The 23694-nt window shown below is 40.0% G+C and carries 18 protein-coding genes; 13 read left to right on the forward strand and 5 right to left on the reverse strand.

Going from position 1 to position 23694, the window contains the following annotated elements:
* Nucleotides 1–457 precede the first annotated feature (457 nt).
* The 4 genes from CWB62_RS13215 to CWB62_RS13230 all read left to right on the forward strand — a co-directional run bounded on the left by CWB62_RS13215 (nt 458) and on the right by CWB62_RS13230 (nt 5890).
* Entirely contained in the window at nt 458–1234 is a 777-nt protein-coding gene (locus tag CWB62_RS13215) for a VOC family protein (RefSeq protein ID WP_138530852.1), read from the forward strand.
* A gap of 135 nt (nt 1235–1369) precedes the next feature.
* Complete coding sequence (locus CWB62_RS13220; RefSeq protein ID WP_138530850.1) at nt 1370–1732, forward strand: hypothetical protein; 363 nt, start codon at nt 1370–1372, stop codon at nt 1730–1732.
* Nucleotides 1729–4059, forward strand: coding sequence for a fatty acid cis/trans isomerase (locus CWB62_RS13225; RefSeq protein WP_138530848.1), 2331 nt, complete (start codon nt 1729–1731; stop codon nt 4057–4059). Before CWB62_RS13220 ends, CWB62_RS13225 begins: the two co-directional genes overlap by 4 nt.
* A 109-nt stretch (nt 4060–4168) precedes the next feature.
* Nucleotides 4169–5890, forward strand: a complete 1722-nt coding sequence (locus tag CWB62_RS13230; RefSeq protein WP_138530846.1) for a response regulator — start codon at nt 4169–4171, stop codon at nt 5888–5890.
* 382 nt (nt 5891–6272) lie between these two features.
* On the opposite strand, the gene CWB62_RS13235 is transcribed toward CWB62_RS13230, so the two are convergent.
* A complete protein-coding gene (locus CWB62_RS13235; protein WP_138530844.1) occupies nt 6273–7151 on the reverse strand; it encodes a TraB/GumN family protein in 879 nt (292 codons plus the stop codon).
* A gap of 667 nt (nt 7152–7818) precedes the next feature.
* On the opposite strand from CWB62_RS13235, the gene ilvG reads away from it, so the two are divergent.
* The 8 genes from ilvG (at nt 7819) to CWB62_RS13275 (ending at nt 16938) form a co-directional block, all read left to right on the forward strand.
* Nucleotides 7819–9468 (forward strand): acetolactate synthase 2 catalytic subunit, encoded by a 1650-nt coding sequence (gene ilvG, locus CWB62_RS13240; RefSeq protein ID WP_138530842.1) that lies wholly within the window; start codon nt 7819–7821, stop codon nt 9466–9468.
* Nucleotides 9465–9707: an acetolactate synthase 2 small subunit gene (gene ilvM / locus CWB62_RS13245; protein WP_006793049.1), complete on the forward strand. Its 243-nt coding sequence runs from the start codon at nt 9465–9467 to the stop codon at nt 9705–9707. Before ilvG ends, ilvM begins: the two co-directional genes overlap by 4 nt.
* A gap of 99 nt (nt 9708–9806) precedes the next feature.
* Nucleotides 9807–11663, forward strand: a complete 1857-nt coding sequence (gene ilvD / locus CWB62_RS13250) for a dihydroxy-acid dehydratase (protein ID WP_138530840.1) — start codon at nt 9807–9809, stop codon at nt 11661–11663.
* A gap of 2 nt (nt 11664–11665) precedes the next feature.
* On the forward strand, nt 11666–13219 hold the full coding sequence (ilvA, locus tag CWB62_RS13255; RefSeq protein WP_138530838.1) for a threonine ammonia-lyase, biosynthetic: 1554 nt from the start codon (nt 11666–11668) through the stop codon (nt 13217–13219).
* 96 nt (nt 13220–13315) lie between these two features.
* The gene (locus CWB62_RS13260; RefSeq protein WP_138530836.1) at nt 13316–14359 is read left to right on the forward strand and encodes an ABC transporter substrate-binding protein; all 1044 of its coding nucleotides are present in this window, start codon (nt 13316–13318) and stop codon (nt 14357–14359) included.
* Between the two features lie 53 nt (nt 14360–14412).
* Nucleotides 14413–15600, forward strand: coding sequence for a methyltransferase (locus CWB62_RS13265; RefSeq protein WP_138530834.1), 1188 nt, complete (start codon nt 14413–14415; stop codon nt 15598–15600).
* 29 nt (nt 15601–15629) lie between these two features.
* On the forward strand, nt 15630–16289 hold the full coding sequence (gene can / locus CWB62_RS13270; RefSeq protein ID WP_058403890.1) for a carbonate dehydratase: 660 nt from the start codon (nt 15630–15632) through the stop codon (nt 16287–16289).
* A 4-nt stretch (nt 16290–16293) separates the two neighbouring features.
* A complete protein-coding gene (locus tag CWB62_RS13275) occupies nt 16294–16938 on the forward strand; it encodes a Rossmann-fold NAD(P)-binding domain-containing protein (protein ID WP_138530832.1) in 645 nt (214 codons plus the stop codon).
* Between the two features lie 70 nt (nt 16939–17008).
* Here CWB62_RS13275 and ubiK read toward each other — a convergent pair whose 3' ends face one another.
* Complete coding sequence (gene ubiK / locus CWB62_RS13280; RefSeq protein ID WP_138530830.1) at nt 17009–17272, reverse strand: ubiquinone biosynthesis accessory factor UbiK; 264 nt, start codon at nt 17270–17272, stop codon at nt 17009–17011.
* Nucleotides 17273–17433: 161 nt separating this feature from the next.
* Between ubiK and rep the strand changes: the two genes are divergently transcribed.
* Entirely contained in the window at nt 17434–19452 is a 2019-nt protein-coding gene (gene rep / locus CWB62_RS13285; protein ID WP_138530828.1) for a DNA helicase Rep, read from the forward strand.
* Between the two features lie 30 nt (nt 19453–19482).
* On the opposite strand, the gene CWB62_RS13290 is transcribed toward rep, so the two are convergent.
* The 3 genes from CWB62_RS13290 to elbB form a co-directional block, all read right to left on the reverse strand.
* Entirely contained in the window at nt 19483–22047 is a 2565-nt protein-coding gene (locus tag CWB62_RS13290; protein WP_138530826.1) for a bifunctional diguanylate cyclase/phosphodiesterase, read from the reverse strand.
* A gap of 161 nt (nt 22048–22208) precedes the next feature.
* Nucleotides 22209–22604, reverse strand: coding sequence for a c-type cytochrome (locus tag CWB62_RS13295; RefSeq protein WP_138530824.1), 396 nt, complete (start codon nt 22602–22604; stop codon nt 22209–22211).
* A 224-nt stretch (nt 22605–22828) separates the two neighbouring features.
* The gene (gene elbB / locus CWB62_RS13300; protein WP_138530822.1) at nt 22829–23476 is read right to left on the reverse strand and encodes an isoprenoid biosynthesis glyoxalase ElbB; all 648 of its coding nucleotides are present in this window, start codon (nt 23474–23476) and stop codon (nt 22829–22831) included.
* Nucleotides 23477–23694 lie beyond the last annotated feature (218 nt).

Raw genomic sequence — 23694 nt, forward strand, 5'->3', positions numbered from 1 at the left:
AAGTGTTTTGGCTATCGAATGGATTGGCCATGATAGTACCCCATTCCACTGTGACCTTCCAACGCGGTGAGCCCTATGGCATTGCAAAGCTCCAAATAAGAAAAACCCGTTACAACAATGTGATGGGTCTTTGGCTGTTTGGACTAAAGTAGATAGATTAAACCAAGCCATATTCGCTCATCTATTTCATCATAACTACTAAATACATAACATAATTAGATGTAGAGTATTGCCCTAGTTAACTCCATATTTCTCAATTGGACTAAATGCAGCAAGGTAATAACGTGTATGGTATTAAAAATAGAGCGCCTGTTTTAGATGCTCTAATTTAGATTTCAACACGTTCCTTATATCTATCATCGACTCTTAATAGTTATTGATTTAAGCTAATTAAAATTTAATCGTGCGTACTACGTTTTAAGAGTATGCCTAATATAAAAATAACAAAGGCTTCAATATGGACAATTATCCACAAGGTATTTTTTGCTGGTCAGAGCTATGTACACATAACTGGAAAGAGGGTAAGGCTTTTTATATGTCTTTATTTGACTGGGGTAATGATGATCAACCTATAGGCGATGATCTATTTTATACTATGTTACAAAAAGAGAATGACGACATTGCCGCTATGTACGAAATGCCAAAAGAGCAAATTCAAGAGGGTATTCCAAGCAGTTGGTTAACATATATTGCGGTAGACGATGTGGATGAATGCGCATTAAAAGCGAAACAATTTGGAGCTGAAATAATTGCGGGCCCGCACAATGTTATGAATGCTGGCCGGATGTTAATGCTTACTGATCCGGGTGGAGCAACAGTTGCTTTGTGGCAAGGTAGAGAACATAAAGGATGCAAGCGTCTCTCAGAGCTATCAACGCCTTATTGGCATGAGTTAGCTACACGCAACAGTAAAATTAGTAACGAGTTTTATTGTGCTTTACTGGGATGGAAAAGTGAAATAAAACCAATGGATGGTATGGAGTACACATTATTCATGCTGGATGGTAAGCCTGTTGCTGGAATGCTTGAAATGAATAATGAATGGCCTGAGGAGGTTCCTCCTCATTGGATGATTTATTTTTTAGTTGATAACTGCGATTCAACAGCCAACAAGGCACAGGAACTGGGAGCTCAATTATGTGTACCTTCTACTACAGTACCTGAAGTTGGTCGGTTTGCCGTTCTTTGCGATCCTCAAGGTGCTGTTTTTTCGGTGATCCAAACGAAAGATTAAAGCGTTTACAATATGTTGATAAGTGCATGAGAGGATTGTCTTGCACTTAGCTACTTTGGGTATTGGCATTAACGTTTTATTTTTTGTTATTTTGTTATAATGCCAGTTATATAAATTATGCATGTTGAGTAGACAATGGAATTTGAACAAGATAGCAATTTAACCCTTCCTTTATTTCTATTAAATGAGTCTTTAAGTGATAGAGATTTAGAACAGCCTGATTTTGAAATATTAATACCACTTGATGATGATTTACTTGCTCAAATTTGCCAAAACCCTTCAGAGGATAGCAGCATAGCTATTACAGTGACAGATTATGAATTATTGATTACAGACCCTGCTTATACTCCTGTGTTAGATCATCCGCACAGTGCGCAAATAACATTAATTCATGGTCCTGTTCTTAGTGTTGTACTCAATACTGAGAACCAAGATGTATTTATATCTCCGCAAATGGATATGATGCCGACCTTCGATCTGGGTGATGAAGACGAATGAACAAACTCATAGGTATCGTTATATTAGTTATTCTCAGTGGTTGTGCATACTTAGGTAATGCCCACTACAATGAGATATTTGGCAATGAACAATCTCAGCAGCGTATCGTATCTCATACTACTGGCGAAGGGGCTAATTTTTTACAGAATGTAAAACCTGTGCTCGATACTCGGTGTGTTGTTTGTCATGGTTGTTACGATGCACCTTGTCAGTTAAAGCTATCATCCCCTGAAGGAATAGATAGAGGGGTAAGCAAAGACCTTGTCTACGACGGAACTCGTTTACTTGCTACAACGCCGAGTAGATTGTTATTTGATGCTACAACGACAGAGCAATGGCGTGAAAAGAACTTCACCCCTGTTTTAAATGAGCGAGTACAAACTGAGGAAGCTAACTTAGCTGGTAGCGTCTTGTTTAATAGTTTAGTACTGAAACAAAGTCATGAATTACCTGCAAATGAAATATTAGGTGATGAGTTTGATTTTTCGCTGAGCCGCTCTCAAACCTGTGCCACTATGGGAGAGTTTGATCAATTAGCGAGTGAACAACCTCATGCTGGTATGCCTTATGGATTACCGGGTGTATCTCGTGATGAGTTTAATCATTTGCAGAAATGGCTCAAAGCAGGCGGAAAGATGGCGCACATTGACCCGCCAACTGAGTTTGAGCTTGAGCAGGTTAAGCGTTGGGAAGCTTTTTTAAACCAAGATGCTTTGAAGTATCAGTTATCGGCTCGCTATATATACGAGCATTGGTTTTTAGCTCACATATATTTTGACCAAAAGACCCCAGATAACTTTTTTAAGCTTGTTCGCTCGAGCACGCCACCCGGTGAAAAAATAAAATTAATAAGCACACGCCGACCTTATGACGATCCTAAGGTTAACCGTGTTTACTACCGATTACTGCATGATCGCAGCACTATTTTATCTAAAACTCACTTACCGCTTAAGCTAAATGATGAAAAGTTGGCCCGTTTATACCAACAGTTCATTGCACCAGAGTATACGGTTAAAAGCATGCCAAGCTACAAGGCAGAGTCTGCATCAAATCCGTTTAAAACGTTTGAAGTGATCCCTATTGATTCTAAATATCAATTTATGCTTGATGAAGCTGAGTTAATTATTATGGGCTTTATAAAAGGGCCAGTTTGCCGTGGTCAAATTGCGTTAAATGTGATTAACGACCACTTTTGGGTTGCTTTTGCTGATCCCAAAAAAGTAGCAACCCCAGCGGTTGGACAAATGATAATGCAGCATGAAGACGCACTTGAATTACCCGCCGCAGAGGAAAGTAATGCATTTCCCATTGCTAACTGGGTTAAATACTCAGCTCTGGAGCAAAAATATTTAAAAGCAAAGGTCAATTTAGCTAATGAGATGTTTAAAGGTGGCGAGCATTTAACAACAGATCTATTGTGGAAAGGAGATGGCCACAATAAAAATGCAGCATTGACTATATTTCGTCATTTTGACAGCGCCACCGTGGTGAAAGGTTTTATTGGCCAAGAGCCAAAAACAACTTGGATTTTGGATTATGCCTTATTTGAGCGAATTCATTATTTGCTGGTTGCTGGTTTTGATGTTTACGGCAATATTGGGCACCAACTGGTAACGCGTTTGTATATGGATTTTTTACGCTTAGAAGGAGAGCAAAACTTCTTAGCATTATTACCTGAAAGTAAACGAGATAAAATTAAAGGCCAGTGGTATCGAAAATCACCCCCAAGCCTTGCTGAGTTTTTTAAAAATAACCGTGAGTTTAGTCAGCCAAGCGGTATAACTTATAAAACAAACAATCCTCAAAAAGAGTTATATGCACTAATTAAAGAGGCGCTAAGCCCAGTGCTAAGCGAGCACTACGATTATAAACAAGTACCTAAACCACTAAGTGCCATTAATGCTATGCCTGCAAAAGCAGTAAACTTACTACCGCAGTTATCGTTTGTGTTAGTAAAGCAAGATGACGATAGCCATAAGGCTTATACGATTATTCATCATAACGCGCATTACAATATTTCGAGCTTATTAAATGAAGACGGTCAACGAGCTTTTGACGAAGACACGGCAACAATCGTCCCCGGTTTTATAGGTGACTACCCAGCTTCCATTTGGTATTTGAATAATGAACAACAGGTTGAGGCTTTTGCTGAACAGTTACCTATGATGCAAGTTGAAGCTGACTACGCAGCTTTAAAAACTAAGTTTGGTATTAGACGTTCTCATCCCCAGTTTTGGCAATACAGCGATATTTTGCACGCTACAGCAAAAAAATACCGTGGTATTGAATACGGGATGTTCGATTACAATCGTTTAGAAAATAGATAGTAAATCCTCTTATATAGCCCAGCTTTGAGTTGGGCTTTTTTATATTTATAGATTAAGCATAGATATTGATGTAATTGGACTACACTTAAACCAAAAAGTTAGGCTAACTATGTTTGAAGTTGTTGCAAATATTCGCCTACGTAATCGGTGGGCATTAATCGCTATTGCGCTATTAATTAGTGTTTCTGTATCACTAATGCAGTACTTTTTTTCAGTACAAAAAAATGATGCAAACATTATTAACATTGTTGGTAAACAGCGAATGCTGTCGCAAAAAATTGCATGGCATGGTGATAAGTTATTAACCTCGCAAGTCCCTAGTACTGATCATCAGCAGTCTTTAGATGCATCGCTCAGCCTATTTAAAGCAAACCATCAATATTTATTGTTAAAAAACGATAATGGTCAATATAAATATCTCAGCCCTGAGCTTATCAACTTATATATGCAATCACCTATTGAGCTAGATTTGCGCGTGCAAAAATTTATCCAACAGGTAGAAGGGCTACTGTATAAACAGGAAAAAATAGACCCCAATGTGTTTTCTGTTAAGCGCATGGAAGAGTTACTAAAGTATTTAGATCAAGCTGTTGGTTTATTTGAAAAAGAGTCCGTTAAAAAAGTGGCGTGGGTGTCTTCAGCCGAGCTATTTTTTTGGTTGCTAACTATGTTATTGCTTATTGGTGTATTACGCTTTGTGTTCATACCGATGGAAAAGCAGATCACTAAGGCGTTATCCAAGTATCAACAGCAAAAAGATTTTGCGCAGCAAGTGAGCAAAAATAAAGAACACTTTATAGCTCGAGCAAGTCATGAGTTTAGAACGCCACTACAAGGCTTTATTGCCTCGATTGATTCGTTAGAGGTCAGTAATAGCCAAAAATCGATTAAAACACAGGCCTCTTATTGCGCATCAAGAATAATAGCAATGCTTGACGAGCTACAAGATTTACAGGCACTTAGTTTAGGTCGTTGGGCATTGAAACCGTCAAATGAAAACTTACTTCAGTCATTCAATAAAGTGCTTTTAGGGTATGAATTTGGTTACAGCCAAAAAGGCATTACCTTAGTTACAACACTTGATTCGACAATTGATCAAGCTATAAAACTAGATCATCAACGCTTTCAGCAAGTGTTAGCTGAGTTAGTTGGCAACGCTTTAAAGTTTACAGAAGAGGGGGCTGTTACTGTTAAGGCTTGTGTTAGCAATAAGCAATTAACAGTAACAATCGCGGATACAGGTTCAGGGTTAACCAAGCCAGTCAGCAGGTTAACCTTTGATTCATCTAATCAAAATAATCACTTTCAAGGGTTAAGAACAGGCCTTGCAAGGGTGCAGTACATTGTTGATGCTTTTGACGGAAATATTGTGTTTGAAAATACATCGCCAAATGGGGTGCGCGTTACGCTGAAAATGCCCGTTGTGATTGATGAAAGTGCACCTTCGTTAAGTGCGCTGTTACCTAAAAATCTGCATTGTTTAGTTGTTGAAGATAACCCGTTAAACATGCACTTATTAACGCGAATTCTTTCACAACTTAACTACAGCTATGAATGTGCAGAAAACGGAAAGGTCGCCTGTGAGATGGCCACTAAAAACGAATACCAGGTTATTTTTATGGATTTAAATATGCCAATAATGGATGGCTTTAAAGCTATTAAAAAAATACGCATTTTTGACGCTAATACGCCTATTATTGTGGTTACCGCTAATACATCAGAAAGTGATATTGCAATTACTACTCAATTAGGTGCAAATGGGCATGTTTTTAAACCTATCAGCATGCAAGCGTTGGCTGAAGTGTTAATAGGTAGCTTAAACCCTAAATAATAAATTGATCATATAGCGTTATTTTCAGCGTTAATTTAGTAAAAATTATTTGCAATAGGTAATCTAAAACGCTCAATGGGTCTTTTTCAAAGAAAGGTTATATTTGAGAAAATGACATGTATTTTTTCTGTAAGTGGGATACTAATCCGCAATCATACTTAATCATCAAACGTGTCGCTATCTGCGTTATAAAACGCTTATTTAGAAAAATTAAACAACGAAAATTAAACTTGTTATCAACAATGTTTTTTAAATCAAAATCGATTTCTTAATTAGTATTTGTTGAACTTAGCGCATTGATTTACGCTTTTTAATAGAGTTTAGACTAATAGTATTAGCAACCCTTAGGGCAATTAATATCACCCTAAGTATAACAATGAGGTTAGAGTCGAGTAACACTAAAACCTTTGTCTTTTAGCTGCTTAATTAAGCCATGTTGCTCTGGTAAGTGCAGTGCACCTACCGCAATAAATAGTTTTTCGTTATTTAAGCGAGGCACTAATTGCTCAACCCAGTTATTATTGCGATTAACCAGCATGACTTGCTCGCTTATTTCACCGTAATTACTATCGTCAAAGCTCATATTGTAGTACTCGGTAAGCGTATCCATATCGCCATTTTTCCACGCGTTTACTAGCTTAATAAAGTAAGTATTAATGTCGGCAAGTTGCTCGAAGGTTTCTTCAATCATTTCGTTACTTAATAGCGCCATACCATCAAACATTTGTAACTGCTGCTCTAAGGTTTCTAGTTCGCTTATTTTTATATTTTGCTCTTTAGCGTAAGCAAGTACTTGCTTGTCTATGCCTGTTTGATCAGAAAATCCTGCATTTTGAAATTCAATTTGCATCATAGTTACCATTACAGCCCACGGTTTGAAGGTGTTAAACATGGCAATATCAATCGACTTTTTTGCAAAGTAATCTTTAAGCTTTTTGTAGTTTTGTTTTGATAGTTCTGTTTGTAATGTTTTGCCATTTTTTAGCATCATTAATGGCATAGAGCGCTGTTGCATCTCAAATGGAGTAAGTTTACTAATATCCACTTCCACAACCACTTCATTACTTTGTTCAATGGCTTGAGTTATATTTTCAGGCAAGCCTTTCATACTGGCATCACCTACGTGAACAGTGCCAAATAAATAAGATGTTGTGCCGTTTTTTTCTATTTTATATAAAGCTGGTGTTGCAAGGCTATTAAAGCTTAGTACTGTAAGCAGCACCATAATGAAAAAGTAACTAATACGAGGTATCGGTTTCATGATTTGTCCTTCAAATCCTGTTGTTGAGTTAAACAAATACTAACCTAAATTTGCCTATACAGCAGTGCTAAATTCAGTATTTATCAAACGTCTTTTGTGAGGGTATTGGTACTAATGTGCGCTGAGTGGAGTGTTTGTTCTATTTACGTTTTTTGATTTTGTACAGTCGCAAGCCATAATCATTAAAACTATTCGGAAGAGCTAAATACTATCTGTATAAAAAAATTAATTTAATTTTTACTAAAACTCAAAAATTAATCAAACCATAAATGGGGAATATAAGAATAGTGAATTTCTATACTTTAAATTAAAACATAAAAATTCCTTTATGGTTGTATTTAGTGAATTTTAAAACCACTTAATTTGGGTTTTAGTGCTTTTTTTGAATTGAGTTTGGTGTTGACTTAAGCCGCTCAGCGCGGTACTAATACATAACAGAGCGAAAGATGAACTTTCGCAACAGATTATTTAAATTTGGTGTTAATTACATGCTTACAACTGCACTTAAACTAGTCCTGATTATTATCGTGGTGATTATTCCCGCGAGGGCTTTGTAGTGCTGTAAACTTGAGCATTAAAAAGCCCTCCGCACTTAACAGTTCGGAGGGCTTTTTAGTTTTAAGGGTAAAAATTAATTAGGTTGTCACTGAAGAATGAGGATTTATTAATGACAGGCGCAGAACTCACAATCGACTTATTAGCCAAACACGGCGTAAAAGAGGTATTTGGCTACCCTGGTGGGGCCATTATGCCAATTTACGATGCGCTGTATGGTGCGCCAGTCAAGCATTACCTCACTCGCCACGAGCAAGGTGCTGGTTTTGCTGCTGTAGGTTATGCCCGCAGCACAGGTAAATTAGGCGTATGTTTAGCAACATCAGGCCCTGGGGCAACTAATTTAATAACAGCACTTGCCGATGCAATGATGGACTCAGTACCATTATTAGCAATTACTGGCCAAGTACCTACTGCAGCCATTGGCTCAGATGCATTTCAAGAAGTAGATGTACTAGGTATGTCACTTTCGTGCACAAAACACAGTTACATGGTAGAGCGTCCAGAAGATTTAGCCGAAATACTACAAGAGGCCATGCACTTAGCCCAAAGTGGTCGCCCTGGTCCTGTGCTTGTGGATATCCCCAAAGATATTCAAATGGCGCAAGTGCCTTTTAAGCCGTGGTTAGCCGCTGATGAATACTTACCGCAACTTGATTTAAACCAAGTTGCTATTGCAAATCAGTTATTAAGTGAAGCAAAGCAGCCAGTCGCATATGTTGGCGGCGGTGTGCAAGCGGCTGATGCGCAAAATGAGTTAATGCAGTTTTTAAATAAAACGCAGATGCCAGCAGTATCAACACTTAAGGCATTAGGCAGCGTATTACCAGATTATGAACATTACTTAGGTATGCTAGGCATGCACGGTACACAAGCCGCTAATATAGCAGTACAAGAGTGCGATGTATTAGTGTGTATAGGCGCTCGCTTTGATGACCGCGTAACGGGTAACTTAGCTAAATTTGCCGCTAAAGCAAAAGTAATTCACTTAGATATAGATGCGGCTGAAGTCGGTAAACGTAAACCAGCTAAGGCCTCATTAATTGCTGATTTAAAAACGTCATTACCGGCGCTTGAATGTGTTGTAACCCCTAAAGCATGGTGCGATACAAATAAGCAGTTAAGCGTAAAACATGCGTGGCGCTACGACTACCCAGGCGAAAAAGTATTTGCCCCGTATTTATTGAACCAATTAAGCCAGCGTATGCCAAAAACAGGCGTGGTGTGCTGCGATGTTGGTCAGCATCAAATGTGGGTAGCGCAACACATGAAGTTTAGCCACCCAAGCAACCATTTAAGTAGTGGTGGTGCAGGCACAATGGGCTTTGGTTTACCAGCAGCCATAGGTGCACAAGTAGCGCGCCCGGATGATTTTGTAATAACGGTCTCGGGTGATGGCTCAATCATGATGAACATTCAAGAGCTTGCGACTATTCGCCGTAACAACTTACCAGTAAAAATACTGATACTAGATAACCAACGCTTAGGTATGGTTCGTCAATGGCAGGAGCTATTTTTTGAAGGACGTTACTCTGAAACAAACCTTTCAGATAACCCTGATTTTGTTCAATTAGCCGCTGTATTTGGTATTCCTGGGCAAACAATTACACAAGCAAACGAAGTTGACGATGCAATAACTGCATTAGTTAACAGCAAAGGGCCGTACATATTACATGCCTGCATAGACGATAAAGAAAACGTATGGCCACTTGTACCACCAGGGGCTGCAAATGACGAAATGATTACGGAGAAAGCACAATGAAACACAGCCTAACTATTGCATTAAAGAGCCAAAGTATAGCGGTCGAGCGTTTTTTGCGTGTAGTGCGTCACCGTGGTTTTGATCTTACGCATTTTCAGCTCAATATGGATGATGGCCACTATAATGTAGCGATGACAGTTGATAGCGATAAGCCAATCCACTTGTTAACAAGCCAGTTAAATAAGCTGGTGGACGTTAAAGAAATCACTTTACAAAATTTACAGCAGCAAGCTGTGTAATTACTAACAACACCAATTTACGAGTAATTGAATAACAGTTACTCACCAATTTTTAGAATGAGGAATGCCCGCTTACAGAGCGGCAAAACAGAGGTAACTATGGCTAAATTAAGAAGTGCAACAACAACTGAAGGACGTAAACGCGCAGGTGCACGTGCATTGTGGCGCGCAACAGGCATGACCGACACAGACTTTGGTAAACCAATTATTGCTGTAGTTAACTCGTTTACGCAATTTGTACCAGGGCATGTTCACCTTAATCAGCTTAGTGAGCTAATGGCTGAAACAATAACTCAAGCGGGTGGTGTACCAAAAGAATTTAATACCATCGCTATTGATGACGGTATCGCTATGGGCCACGGTGGCATGCTTTACTCACTCCCATCACGCGACCTAATTGCCGACTCGGTTGAGTACATGGTTAACGGCCACTGCGCCGATGCGATGATCTGTATTTCTAACTGCGACAAAATTACTCCTGGGATGATGCTTGCAGCGCTACGCTTAAACATACCGGTTATTTTTGTATCGGGCGGACCAATGGAAGCGGGTAAAACAAAACTTGCTAACATTGATATTAAACTTGATTTAGTCGATGCCATGGTTAAAGGCGCTGATGAGTCAGTAAGTGATGCAGATTCAGAGCAAGTAGAGCGCTCTGCATGTCCTACTTGTGGGTCGTGTTCAGGCATGTTCACTGCAAACTCAATGAACTGCTTATTAGAGGCTATTGGCCTTGCACTACCGGGTAACGGTACAACGCTTGCAACTCATAAAGATCGTAAGCAACTATATATAGAAGCGGGTGCGCGTATTGTTGATTTATGCCGTGAGTACTACCAAAAAGATAACCAAGACGTACTGCCTCGCGCTATCGCTAACAAAACAGCGTTTATGAACTCTATGGTTGTTGATATTGCCATGGGTGGGTCATCTAATACGGTATTGCATTTATTAGCTGCGGCACAAGAAGCCGGCGTCGATTTTGACATGTCGCACATTGATGAGTTATCTCGTAAAACCCCATTTTTATGTAAAGTTGCTCCAGCAACAGCGCAGTACCACATTGAAGATGTGCATCGCGCTGGTGGCATGATGGCTATTATCCGTGAGTTGGGTAAAGCCGGTTTAGTCGATTTATCGGTAAACCACGTGGCGGGTATGACCATGGGGGAGCTTGTTAAAAAGTGGGATGCGACAGATCCAACAAACGAAGCCGCACAAAAGTTTTACCGCGCAGGCCCTGCTGGTATTCGTACTACAAAAGCAATGAGCCAAGAATGCCGTTGGGATGAAGGCGATAACGACCGTGAAAACGGTTGTATCCGCAGTGTTGAGCACGCTTTTCGTCAAGATGGCGGCTTAGCTGTGCTCTCAGGTAACTTAGCGGTTGACGGTTGTATTGTTAAAAGCGCAGGCGTAGTTGACGAAATGCTACATTTTGAAGGCACTGCAGTGGTGTACGAATCACAAGATGATTCAGTAGAAGGCATTTTAAACGACGAAGTAAAAGCCGGTGACATTGTTGTTATCCGTTACGAAGGCCCTAAAGGCGGCCCAGGTATGCAAGAAATGCTGTACCCAACGAGCTACTTAAAATCAAAAGGCTTAGCTGAAAAGTGTGCATTGATCACCGATGGACGTTTCTCAGGTGGTACATCAGGCTTATCTATTGGCCACGTATCGCCAGAAGCGGCAAGCGGCGGTGCCATTGCGTATGTTGAAAATGGCGACAAAATTATTATTGATATTGCAACGCGTGAGATTACGCTTGCATTAAGCGATGAAGAACTTGAAGCGCGTAAGCAAAAGCAACTAGCACGTGGCAAGCTGGCGTACAAACCGGTTGATCGTGAGCGCTATGTATCGTCGGCATTAAAAGCGTATGCATTACTTGCAACCAGTGCGGACAAGGGTGCAGTGCGTGACTTAGAAAAGTTGGAGGAGCTTAGCTAATTATGGTTTCTCAAGAGCTCGATTATTTTCGTGCAATTATTCAAGCAAATATGGAGCCCTTGGCTAAAGTCACTGAGGTCAGTAAAATGCCCGACCTCAGTGCGAAGTTAGGTAATCATGTTTGGTTAAAGCGTGAAGATCAGCAGCCGGTGTATTCGTTTAAACTACGGGGCGCTTTCAATAAACTTAATAAGTTGCCCAAAGGCTCGGTTGTCATTACGGCATCGGCGGGTAACCATGCTCAGGGTGTTGCATTAAGCGCTTCGCATTTAGGGCACAAGGCAACGATTGTGATGCCTGTTACAACGCCAGAGATAAAAGTTAACGCCGTACGTGCTTTAGGCGCAGAGGTGGTATTACATGGTCATCAGTTTGATGTAGCTAAAGCTCATGCGCTTGAACTTACAGAGCAGCGTAATGGCATTTTTGTTCCACCATTTGACGACCCCGACGTGATTGTTGGCCAAGGCACTGTAGCACGAGAGTTAATGCAACAACTCAACGAGCTTGATGCGGTATTTATACCTGTTGGCGGTGGTGGTTTACTTGCTGGTATGGCTGTTTATATCAAGTCGTTACGCCCTGATATCAAAGTCATTGGCGTTGAAGCCGATGAGAGCGCATGTTTACAAGCTGCACTTAAAGCAGGAGAGCCGGTAGAGCTTGACCGAGTTGGCAGTTTTGCCGATGGTGTTGCGGTAAAAATTATCGGCAGTGAAACATTTCGCTTAGCGCAAAAATTTTGTGACGAAGTAATCACTGTGAGTAGCGATGAAATTTGTGCTGCTATGCAAGATATTTTTGTCTCTACCCGCGCAATTGCAGAGCCCTCTGGTGCCCTTGCAACGGCAGGGCTTAAAAAGTGGAGCCAACAATCGGGCTTAAAGGGGCTTCATTTAGCGGCTGTGCTTTCGGGTGCTAATTTAAACTTTGATCGTCTTCGTTATGTAGCAGAGCGCACTGCGCTAGGTGAAAAAAACGAAGCGTTATTAGCGGTTACCATTAAAGAAGAGAAGGGTAGTTTTAAGCAGTTTTGTGCGTCTTTAGGTGGCCGTGCTATTACTGAGTTTAACTACCGCTACGCAGGCCCAGGTGAAGCGCAAATATTTGTAGGTATTGCACTGCGTCAAGGAGAGCAGGAACTCAATGAGCTTAAACAAGATCTAACTAAAAATGATTACGCATTCTGCGACTTATCAGACAATGAACTCGCTAAATTGCACGTACGGTATATGGTTGGTGGTAAAGCACCTGAAAAACTGCATGAACGTTTGTTACGTTTTGAGTTTCCCGAATATCCCGGTGCATTAGCGCGTTTTTTAGATACACTTGGTAACGATTGGAATATCACGTTATTTCATTATCGGAGTCAAGGAGGCTCAATGGGCTATGTTTTAGCTGGCTTTGCTATTGAGCCTAATCAATTTGAGACCTTTAACGAGCATCTAAATGACTTAGGCTATAGCGTGCAAGATGAAACGCATAACCCGTGTTTTACACAATTTTTAACGACGCAATCTCTCTCAGACAAAACCGCAAAGCTCGCTTCAGTTTAACAGCGACTCACCAGTAAGCCCCTTACAAGGGGGCTTGCTTTATCATTTGTTTTACATATAGTTACAGGTAACCACTATATTTTTGAGGAAACTTGGTTGCTACTTAAAGGATTAATACTTGGATTGTGTTGTTTTTGTGGCCAAATCGCGGCGCAAGAATCGGTCACTTTACAATTAAAATGGACACATCAGTTTCAGTTTGCTGGTTACTACATGGCCAAAGAAAAAGGGTTTTATAAAGATGTGGGTCTTGATGTAACCATAAAGCCCGCAGATCTAACAATACCTGATGCGTTTAGTGCTGTGGCTAATGGCAAAGCAGAGTTTGGTGTAGGTCACTCGGGTATTTTAAAAGAACGTATAAACGGCCAACCTTTCGTAGCAATGGCGCCTATCTTGCAATATTCACCTTATTGTTGGATGGTAAGAGACACTTCTGATATTTTTCATCCTCGTGATTTTGTAAATAAGCGCATTAGTAAAGTGAGCCACAACGATAGCAATGAGTTAATGGCTATGCTTACTCGCAGCGGAGTAAATACGCGCTTGCTTAGCGTATATAACGGTGACAACCCAAGCCAAGCCTGGATTGAAAATAGGCTTGATGCAATGCAAGTTTATTTATCTACTGAGCCCTACAATATGACTCAGAGAGGTATATCACATCGCCTAATATGTCCTCAGCGTTACGGCATAGACGTCTATGCAGATATCTTATACACCACCAGGAAAATGTTAAACACATCCCCAGAAACGGTCGAAAGATTTTATCAAGCCAGCCTAAAGGGGTGGCGCTACGCAATGATGAATATGGACGAGGCCATTGCGGTAACCCAAATACTTTACGCACCTAACAAAAGTTTCCATGAATTAGCATACGAGGCTGAAATGCTAAAAGAGTATATTATGCCAGCAACAACCAGTTTGGGGCATATGTCTATTCCAAAGTGGCGCCTAATTGCAGACTTGTACGGTATTCACCAAACTGAGTTTGACAAGGTTAAAGCCAGTTTTATTTATAAATATCAGCGGCCGGAACAAATGGAGCTATCATGGATGTTAATTGCAGCGATGATTGTGAGTGTTATTTCTATACCTCTGTATTTGCGTTTAATGTTTAGTAAAAAAATAACCGTTTAATGGCTGTTAATGTTACTGATACAATTGGCCGCCTTTTAATAAATTAAGCTGTTATGACGTTAGCCGAGCAATTTACTTCACTTGATTCTATTTTAAAGCGGACTCGCGCCTATTGGCAGTGCACCGCTTTTGACTTTGATGCGATCCCTTGGCCTGAACTGCAAGGCATATTAAACAGCCTAACCGATGAGCAAGTAGCGACACTTGATACCAAGCAGAATGAATTAATAGATTTTTTTAATCCGCATATTAAGTTACTTGATGAATTACAGCTATTATGTGAATTACCCCAAGCAGATACCCGCCGATATGATTACCCTTTTTGGATTAGTAATGGCATAAAAGGGCGTAAGTTCGAACAACTTCAAGACTTTGTGTCTGCGTTGCCAAACACAAAATTACCGGTATTAGAATGGTGTGCGGGTAAAGGGCATTTAGGTCGCATGCTGGCATTCAACGGTGCTATACATATTAATAGCCTTGAGCTGCAGGCAAATTTATGCGAACAGGGTCAAAAAAGCGCAAAGCAACAAGGCTTGGCGATACAATTTAGCCAAGTGGATGTATTACATGATGACACTACATTATTCTTTAATACTGATATGCATGCTGTGGCGCTTCATGCATGCGGCGCTTTACATCAAGCTATGATACACAAAGCAATAGCTGCAAACGTACAGCAAATTAGCTTCTCACCGTGTTGCTATCATTTATTCACACCGAACGATTACTTGCCAATGAGCGAGCTTGCCAAGCAAAGTCAGCTTAGGTTAACTCACCGTGATTTAAAACTGGCTCTGCAAGAAACAGTAACAGCACCATCTCGAGTTGATAAAATACGAAAAACAGAACTTGAGTGGCGATTGGGCTTTGATGCGCTGAGGAGGTCAATTACCAATGAGCCGTACTACGTTAGTGTCCCCTCAGTTAATAAGGCGGTGTTCTCAGGTTCATTTAAATCATTTTGTGAGTGGGCGGGGGATAAAAAAGCATTAAAAATACCGCAAACCATTGATTATGTTCGCTTTTTATCTGAAGGCGTCGCTCGAAAAAAGGTGACTGACAGAATTGAACTGGTTCGACATGTGTTCAGAAGAGCAATTGAGGTTTGGCTTGTGCTCGATCGTGCTTTATATTTGCAACAGCATGGCTATCAAGTAAGTCTTAAAACCTTTTGTGAAAAGCAGTTAACGCCTCGGAATATTTTAATTCTTGCCAATAATAACCCTTCCACCCAATAAATAGTCGTTTTGGCTTAATAAGAGATGCAATGAGAAAATTAAAAAATTTGTTCGATAATAATAAAAATTGGGCTGCGCGGACAAGCGAAGCGAACCCAGAGTTTTTTAAAATTTTGTCTATGCAGCAAAACCCAGAGTACTTATGGATTGGTTGTTCAGACTCTCGTGTACCAGCTAATCAAATAGTTGATTTATTACCGGGTGAGCTATTTGTACACCGCAATGTCGCCAATGTAGTTGTACATACTGACCACAATTGCTTATCAGTGATGCAATACGCAGTCGAAGTTTTAAAAGTTAAACACATTATGGTCGTTGGTCATTATGGGTGTGGTGGTGTTCAAGCGGTCCTGAACGATGCAAAGTTTGGCTTTATTGATAATTGGCTTCGTCATGTTGGCGATGTAAAAGAAAAGCACATAGAGCAACTCAACAGTATAAATGAAGAACAGCGATTAAGCCGCTTGATAGAACTTAACGTAATAGAGCAAGTTCGTAATGTATGTCGAACCAATATTGTGCAAGATGCATGGGAGCGAGGCCAAGACTTAACGATTCATGGATGGGTTTATGGTTTAGAAAACGGCCATTTACATGACTTAGAAGCGGTTGTAACGTGTGCAGAGGAAGAGTCAGACAGTTACAAACGTGCAATCCAACATGTATTTAAAAAAGCAGGTTGTGAGTAAATAAATGACGAAAACGGCGGTTGTTATTGGCGCAACAGGTTTAGTAGGATCTGAGCTTTTGACGGCATTACTCAGCTGTGCTGAGTATAGTAAAGTTGTTGCTATAACACGCCGAGCGTTACCACTTTCCGATAAAAAGTTAACTAACCATATTATTGATTTTGAAAAGCTGACTCAATACAGTGAGTTATTTAAAGGTGATGTGTTTTTTTCATGTTTAGGTACGACACTTAAACAAGCAGGCTCTGTTGAGGCACAGCGTAAAGTCGACTTTGATTATCAATTTATTGCCGCGCAACTTGCTTCATGTAATGGTATGAAACACTATTGCTTAGTGTCATCAAGTGGTGCAAATGCAAACAGCAGCAGTGCTTATTTAAAAATGAAGGGGCAGTTAGAGCAAGCGGTTATGCCTTTGGCGTTTAATAAAACGAGTGTTTTTCAACCGTCACTGTTATTAGGGGCGCGGGATCACTTTAGGCTAGCTGAAAAAATAGGCAGTGTTATTTTACCATTGCTTACAAAAGTTGGCGTTTTAAAGCGTTATAAACCCATAACAGGCAAGCAAGTTGCTGTAAAAATGTTATTGGTGAGTTTAAAGCAAGAAGAGGCGCATAAATATTATGTGCTTGATGAGCTATTTGAATAGATATTAATTTCATGTATACATAATAATGTAAAAAAAGCAGCTTAGGCTGCTTTTTTATGCGTTAAATTAATTATTCAACGTCTGTTTTTTCGCTTAGTTGCTGTTCAAGAACTGCCACTTTAGCTTCTAGCTCAGTTAGTTTTTCGCGTGTACGGATAAGTACTTGGCTTTGGATATCAAATTCTTCTCGGCTAACAAAGTCCATCTCAGCAAGCTTGTTTTGTAAAACTTGCTTTGTTTTACCTTCTAGCGTGTTTGCTAAATTTTTTACACCTTGTGGCATATTACTCGTAATTTGCTTAGCAATTTCTTCTAGTTTTGCTGGGTTGATCATAATTGTCCCTTCGGCATTGCCTAAAATGATAATGACTAATATTACCTTATACCCACTTCATTTAACACATGATCATGTTTGCGTAATTAATTATGGCAATCGCTATGCCTGTAGTAATGGTTACGTTAAAATTGCGCGTCTTTTAAATCATTCTGGTCGTTATGAAACTTAATCCAAAACAAGATGAAGCGGTAAAATATATCAGTGGCCCATGCTTAGTTCTTGCTGGTGCTGGCTCTGGAAAAACCCGCGTTATTACAAATAAAATTGCTTATTTGGTACAAAAGTGCGAGTACAAAGCACGTAATATTGCGGCTGTTACCTTTACTAATAAAGCGGCTAAAGAAATGCGTGAGCGCGTATTACAAACGCTTAGTAAGCAAGAGGCTAAAGGGTTATGGGTATCGACGTTTCATACACTGGGTTTAGAAATAATAAAAAAAGAATTGAGCACACTCGGCTTTAAACCTGGTTTTTCGTTATTTGACGATCAAGATACCAATCAGCTGTTATCGGAACTCACCGAAGATGAATTAAAAAAAGACAAAGATTTACTTAAGCTGCTAAAGATGGAAATTGGTAGCTGGAAAAACGAGCTAGTGCTGCCAGAGCAAGCAATACGTGAAGCGCGTGACGCGCAAAAAGCGTTATTTGCACAGCTTTATGCCCGTTATCAAACCCAATTGCGTGCCTATAATGCATTAGATTTTGACGATCTGATTATGATCCCCACATTACTACTGACTAGTAACGCAACATCTCGTGAGCGCTGGCAGCAACGCTTTAAATACTTGCTGGTGGATGAATATCAAGATACCAATACCAGCCAGTATCAGCTTGTAAAGCTACTCGTGGGCGAGAGAGCGCGTTTTACTGTGGTGGGCGATGATGATCAATCTATTTACTCTTGGCGTGGTGCGCGTCCGCAAAATCTTGTTCTTTTAAGTAAAGATTACCCCGGACTTAGGCTTATAAAACTTGAACAAAACTACCGAAGTGCACAGCGAATACTTAAATCTGCCAATATACTCATTGCCAATAACCCGCACGATATAGAAAAAAAGCTATTTAGTGAGTTAGGTTATGGTGAGCCGATAAAAGTGATTGGTTGTCGCGACGAAGAGCATGAGTCAGAGCGTGTAGTTGCTGAAATTATTTCGCATAAATTTATGAAGCGCACAAGCTACAAAGACTACGCTATTTTGTATCGTGGAAATCACCAAGCACGCGGCTTTGAAAAGTCATTAATGAGCAACCGTATCCCTTATAAAATAAGTGGCGGCATGTCGTTTTTCGCGCGTTCAGAAATTAAAGACATAATGGCGTACTTGCGCTTACTCGTGAATCAAGATGATGACAATGCTTTTTTAAGAATTGTGAATACCCCTCGTCGTGAAATAGGTACGGTCACGCTTGAAAAGCTTGGCACCTTAGCTAATGAAAAACATCAAAGTTTGTTTGCTACCTGTTTTGATAACGACCTAGGCTACAGATTAAAAGGGCGAGGTTTTAACGCTTTAGCTGGGTTTGCTCGATGGATTGTCGAATTGTCAGACAATGCGGTACGCAGTGATACGTTAGAGGCGGTGAAAGATTTAGTGCGTAATATTAATTACGAAGCTTACCTTTACGAAACATCGCCTAGTGCTAAAGCAGCCGAAATGAGAATGAAAAATGTCTCTGAATTGTATCGTTGGATCACAGACATGCTAACTGGAGACGCTGATAACGAACCGATGACGCTTGCCGAAGTGGTTAGTAAACTGACACTGCGCGATATGTTAGAGCGTAATGAGGAAGAAGATGAATCCGATGCTGTTCAGTTACTTACATTGCATGCCTCTAAAGGTTTAGAGTATCCGTATGTGTTTATGGTTGGTATGGAAGAGGGGTTGCTACCTCACCAGGTTAGTATTGACGAGGATAACGTAGACGAAGAGCGTCGACTCGCTTACGTTGGTATCACTCGTGCGCAGCAAGAGTTAACACTTACATACGCAAAGATACGCCGTCAGTTTGGTGAAACCTCTGAAACAGAGTTAAGTCGATTTGTGCAAGAGTTGCCGCAAGATGATTTGGCATTTGAAAACAAAAAAGCGCCAAGTTCTCAGGCAGAGCGAATGGAAAAAGGGCAGGCCAGAGTCGCAAACTTACGAGCTATGTTTAAAAAACCTGAGTGAAATCAGGCTTTTTTATAACCAAAGCTGGGCTTAAACTGATTGACTGACGTGTTCTGGCTGTGACTCAGGGCAAGCTAATGTGTGTTGTTTACCAACAAAAAATGACAAACCATGTTTATCTAATAAAGCTCTAAAATTAAGTATAGAAGGCCCTTTCGCTATTACCTTTATTTTTTTGAGCTTAGTGATAGGAAGCACACCTTGCAGTTGCAGATCGTAGCTTTCTTGCTGCAGTATACGTTTACTGAAGGTGGAGCTAAGTAGTAGATAGTCAAAGTTAACATCGGTTAATAAATTCAGTTCACATCTGTCTTTAGCAAAATTATTTAGGCCGACTGAGTACCCTAACAACGATAATTGCTTAAGGTTTTCTAGCTGGGTAGCGCATGCATGGCGAATCTCTTGCTCATCAAAAAGTAAACAAAGCTGGCTTGGGCCACGTTGTTTGTTTAATACATCAATAAATAAAGTAAATTCGTGTTTTTCGAGTAATAAGGCAGAGCAGGGTACTAGTGCCATTGCCACATTGGCGTTTATGGCCTGCGCGTAAGCACACTCTAGCAGTTGTAACTCGACTTTGAGGTGCTGCTCTTTGTCGGTGGCAAATTTTTTCAAAACGTCAAAACTGGTAAACCCTAAAATAGGGTGTTCACCAAATGCTTCAAATAGCGATTCAGATTGTTGTTGCTCATTTAAAGTAATAATTTCTGAGCTTCTAAAATTCATCGGCATTACATCAAGATGATGCAATGCTTTTTGCCTTACATCAGCAATCGATTGAGTGAGTAGCGGGTGAAATAACTCGTAACGATTTTTCCCTGAATTTTTTGCATGGTACATTGCGGCATCGGCATCACGAATAATTTCATCTGTGTGTTTATAGCTTTGTTTAGAGTAATTTATACCTATGCTCGCACCGCTTTGCAGTAAAGTACCTTTAATATTAAAAGGCTTTTTCATTAAATCGATAATACGATTAGCCACATCTTCGGCTTGTTGTGGTTCGGTTAAATGCGTTAGTAAAATAACGAATTCATCTCCACCCAAACGGGCTAATAAATCGTGCTCACGAATACATTGTGAAAAAAGCTCACTCACATTAATTAAGAACTGATCGCCAGCCTGATGGCCGAGTTGGTCGTTAATATCTTTAAATTTATCCAAGTCGATAAATAGCACAGCAAAGTGGCGGTCTGGGAAACGTTGAAAGTGCTGAAGTGTTTTTTCTAACTGAGTCAAAAATAAACTGCGGTTTGGCAAGCTTGTTAACGAGTCGTGATGAGCGTCGTGATAAAGCTGTTGCTCTATTTTTTTACGTTCTTCAATTTGCATTTGCAAATGCATATTGGTTTGTTGCAGTTCTTTTGTTTTTTCGTTTACTCTAAACTCAAGCTCTTGATGGCTTTTTGCAATGGCCTGATTAGCTAGTTTAGTTTGCAAAACAGCCGCTATTTGGTGCGATACAAAGGTAATTAATTCGTTATCGTCTTGGCTGAAAATATGCTTATTATTATATGCCTGGCACACAATAAGACCAATAACACCCTGCGATGTTTTTAAAGGTGCGCCTAGCCAGCTTGTGGCTTTTTGTTTGTTAGGAACGGGGGCTGAACGTTGTACTACGCCACTGTTTAATAGCGCTTGTGCTTTTTCTGGGTTAATAAGCTGCGTTTCTTCTGTGCTTATAACTAATTCGCTATAGCCTTTGGCAAATTGACGGGGCTCAGTGTTTTCTTTGTATTCGTCAACACAGTAAGGGAATGTTATCCAACCTGAGTCTCTGTCATATAAAGCAATGTAGAGGTTTTCTGCGTAGGTAATTGTTTTTATTATGTCATGTATTTTAACGTAAGCGTCATCAAGGTTTTTAGCTTGGGTAGCAATTTCAGATACTTTAAATAAAATTTGCTGACGTTGTAGTGCACGTTTGCGATTGGCAACTTCAAGGTTGAGTGCATCGTTACTTTGAGTGAGTGCGCGTGTACGAATTTTTACTTCTGACTCTAAATATTCACGTTTTTTTACACGCTCTATTGCCGTCGCTAAATAAAGTGACATAACTTCAAGAAGTTGTATTTGCTGAGAGTTATAACTTTGATTTACATCATAGCTTTGCGCGGCTAACACACCAATAATATTTTTTTCTTGGTACACAGGTACACCCACCCAATGCTCAGCGGGTGTCCCTAAAGCTTTGAATAAACCATCAGCGGCAGCGTCTTGCATTTGTTGTTTTGTAAAGTAAGTGGTTTTACCTTCTTTAAAAACGTAACCGGTGGCGCCTTCATCAAAGCTATTAGAGTGATTTAGTGGTACTGCAATGCCATCTTTTTCGTCAGAAAAATAAGAAAGCTCTAACGATTGGCATTGTTGGTTTTGTAAAACAACATAAAAGCTTTTACTAGGCACATACTTTTGTAAAATATCGTGTATAGCGGGATATAATAAGGTTAGCTCTGCAACGGTGCTCGCGCGCTCAGATAATTGGATAAGCGCATTTTGCAAATGGTGTGATTGCTTGTACTTTTCGAGTAGCGTTTTGAGGCGTTTATTTTGGTACGCTAATTTACTCAATGCAGGGAGTTTATCTTCCAATGATGTAACCGATATTATTATTGTATAGTTATTAGACTTATACTTTCACTTTTAGTGCTTAGCGTCAAGCTGATATTCCAATAAAAATAATGGTTAAAGCCGTATTTTAGGTATAAAAAAAGGCTTAACAAGTTAAGCCTTTTTTTATGTATAACGGATAATTATTCTGCTGTCATGAAATCGATTGCTGCGCTTATTTCATCGTCAGAACAATCCATACATGTGCCTTTAGCAGGCATTGCATTAAAGCCGTTAATAGCATGCTCAAGTAGTGTATCTTTGCCTTTGGCAATACGCGGTGCCCAATCGTCTGCAGATTTAGGTGCTCCTAAAGCTCCTGTACCATGACATGCAAAGCACGCAGCCTGATAAACTTGCTCGCCAGAACGAGGCCCTGTAGGCGCAGCAGCTACTGCAGCTTTATCACCTTCAAGGTATACAGCACCAACGGGTGCGAGACGTTTTTTGATTGCATCTTCAGTCATAGAGTTATCATATGGCTGTGCGTATGCTGTAGTTGCTAACACTAATACTGATAATGCTGTTAATTTTTTCATTTTGCCTTGCTCACTTCGATTTGAACGTGATCAATCACGATATAGATGACGGAAATTACGCCGATTATAACTCTCTGAGGCAATTTATAAAATGCTAAGAGGTATTTTTATTACTAAAAACTGACTACTTTTTGCGTTAGCTCAATAAATACCAGTGGCTTAGCGCAATTTTATTACCCTTTGAGCTTGTTCAAATAGTAAGTAAATGCCCATCACAACTATAGTCAGTTTATTTCTAATACGCGATTAACGAGCTTAGCGATCCCGGCATCGGCTTCAATAATTGATTGAGCAAGCATATAAGCAGGTGTAGTCACAATTTTATTGTGCTGGTCAATCACAACGTCATCAACGTCACAGTTTAAATGTGTTGCGCCAAGCGAAGTGAGTGCGGCAGCCGTGTCATTATCATTGCCAATAGTGAGCTTTGCATTATCGTAAATAAATGGAATTAACGCAGGCGCAATACACATATAGCCAGCTGGTTTATTAGCAGTAGCGAATTTTTTACACGCGTTTAATACGTCACTATTAATAGTTGCTTGCGCACCTTTTACAGCAAAGTCACATAAGTTTTTTGCAGCGCCAAAACCACCTGGAACTATTAACGCATCAAACTCATCAATATTGAGGTGGTTAAGCGCTTTTATATCGCCTCGGGCAATACGTGCAGCCTCAACTAATACGTTGCGTTTTTCATTCATTTCCTCACCCGTTAGGTGATTAATAGTGTGAAGTTGCTCTACATCTGGTGCAAAGCACTGGTAGGTTGCGCCGTTTTTAGCTATGTGTAAAAGCGTTAAAATAGCTTCATTAATTTCAGCACCATCGTAAACACCATTTCCAGCTAATAACACTGCTACTTTTTTCATGCTTTTGTGCTCCTTGATTAAATTTATTCAGTCTATAGTTTGAAGTTTAACACGAGCTAAATTGTCTCTTTAAATTAATTTTTGTGTGAAAATTATCCGCGAAGTAAGTTGCAATGCGGCATATACCATTTCACAATTAATACCAATAAAAAAAAGTATAAAGGATCGCTATGATCTTCGATCCATTATGCTAGAATACTCCTCCGGTTATTTAAATG

The organism is Pseudoalteromonas sp. S408, assembly GCF_005886645.1.
GTDB lineage: Bacteria > Pseudomonadota > Gammaproteobacteria > Enterobacterales > Alteromonadaceae > Pseudoalteromonas.

Coding starts and splice junctions, on each gene's coding strand:
- CWB62_RS13235 (WP_138530844.1), bottom strand. CDS start 7,151: ATGAAACCGATACCTCGTATTAGTTACTTTTTCATTATGGTGCTGCTT.
- CWB62_RS13295 (WP_138530824.1), bottom strand. CDS start 22,604: ATGAAAAAATTAACAGCATTATCAGTATTAGTGTTAGCAACTACAGCA.
- CWB62_RS13225 (WP_138530848.1), top strand. CDS start 1,729: ATGAACAAACTCATAGGTATCGTTATATTAGTTATTCTCAGTGGTTGT.
- CWB62_RS13215 (WP_138530852.1), top strand. CDS start 458: ATGGACAATTATCCACAAGGTATTTTTTGCTGGTCAGAGCTATGTACA.
- ilvD (WP_138530840.1), top strand. CDS start 9,807: ATGGCTAAATTAAGAAGTGCAACAACAACTGAAGGACGTAAACGCGCA.
- ilvG (WP_138530842.1), top strand. CDS start 7,819: ATGACAGGCGCAGAACTCACAATCGACTTATTAGCCAAACACGGCGTA.
- rep (WP_138530828.1), top strand. CDS start 17,434: ATGAAACTTAATCCAAAACAAGATGAAGCGGTAAAATATATCAGTGGC.
- ilvA (WP_138530838.1), top strand. CDS start 11,666: ATGGTTTCTCAAGAGCTCGATTATTTTCGTGCAATTATTCAAGCAAAT.
- CWB62_RS13220 (WP_138530850.1), top strand. CDS start 1,370: ATGGAATTTGAACAAGATAGCAATTTAACCCTTCCTTTATTTCTATTA.
- can (WP_058403890.1), top strand. CDS start 15,630: ATGAGAAAATTAAAAAATTTGTTCGATAATAATAAAAATTGGGCTGCG.
- CWB62_RS13265 (WP_138530834.1), top strand. CDS start 14,413: ATGACGTTAGCCGAGCAATTTACTTCACTTGATTCTATTTTAAAGCGG.
- elbB (WP_138530822.1), bottom strand. CDS start 23,476: ATGAAAAAAGTAGCAGTGTTATTAGCTGGAAATGGTGTTTACGATGGT.
- CWB62_RS13275 (WP_138530832.1), top strand. CDS start 16,294: ATGACGAAAACGGCGGTTGTTATTGGCGCAACAGGTTTAGTAGGATCT.
- ubiK (WP_138530830.1), bottom strand. CDS start 17,272: ATGATCAACCCAGCAAAACTAGAAGAAATTGCTAAGCAAATTACGAGT.
- CWB62_RS13230 (WP_138530846.1), top strand. CDS start 4,169: ATGTTTGAAGTTGTTGCAAATATTCGCCTACGTAATCGGTGGGCATTA.
- ilvM (WP_006793049.1), top strand. CDS start 9,465: ATGAAACACAGCCTAACTATTGCATTAAAGAGCCAAAGTATAGCGGTC.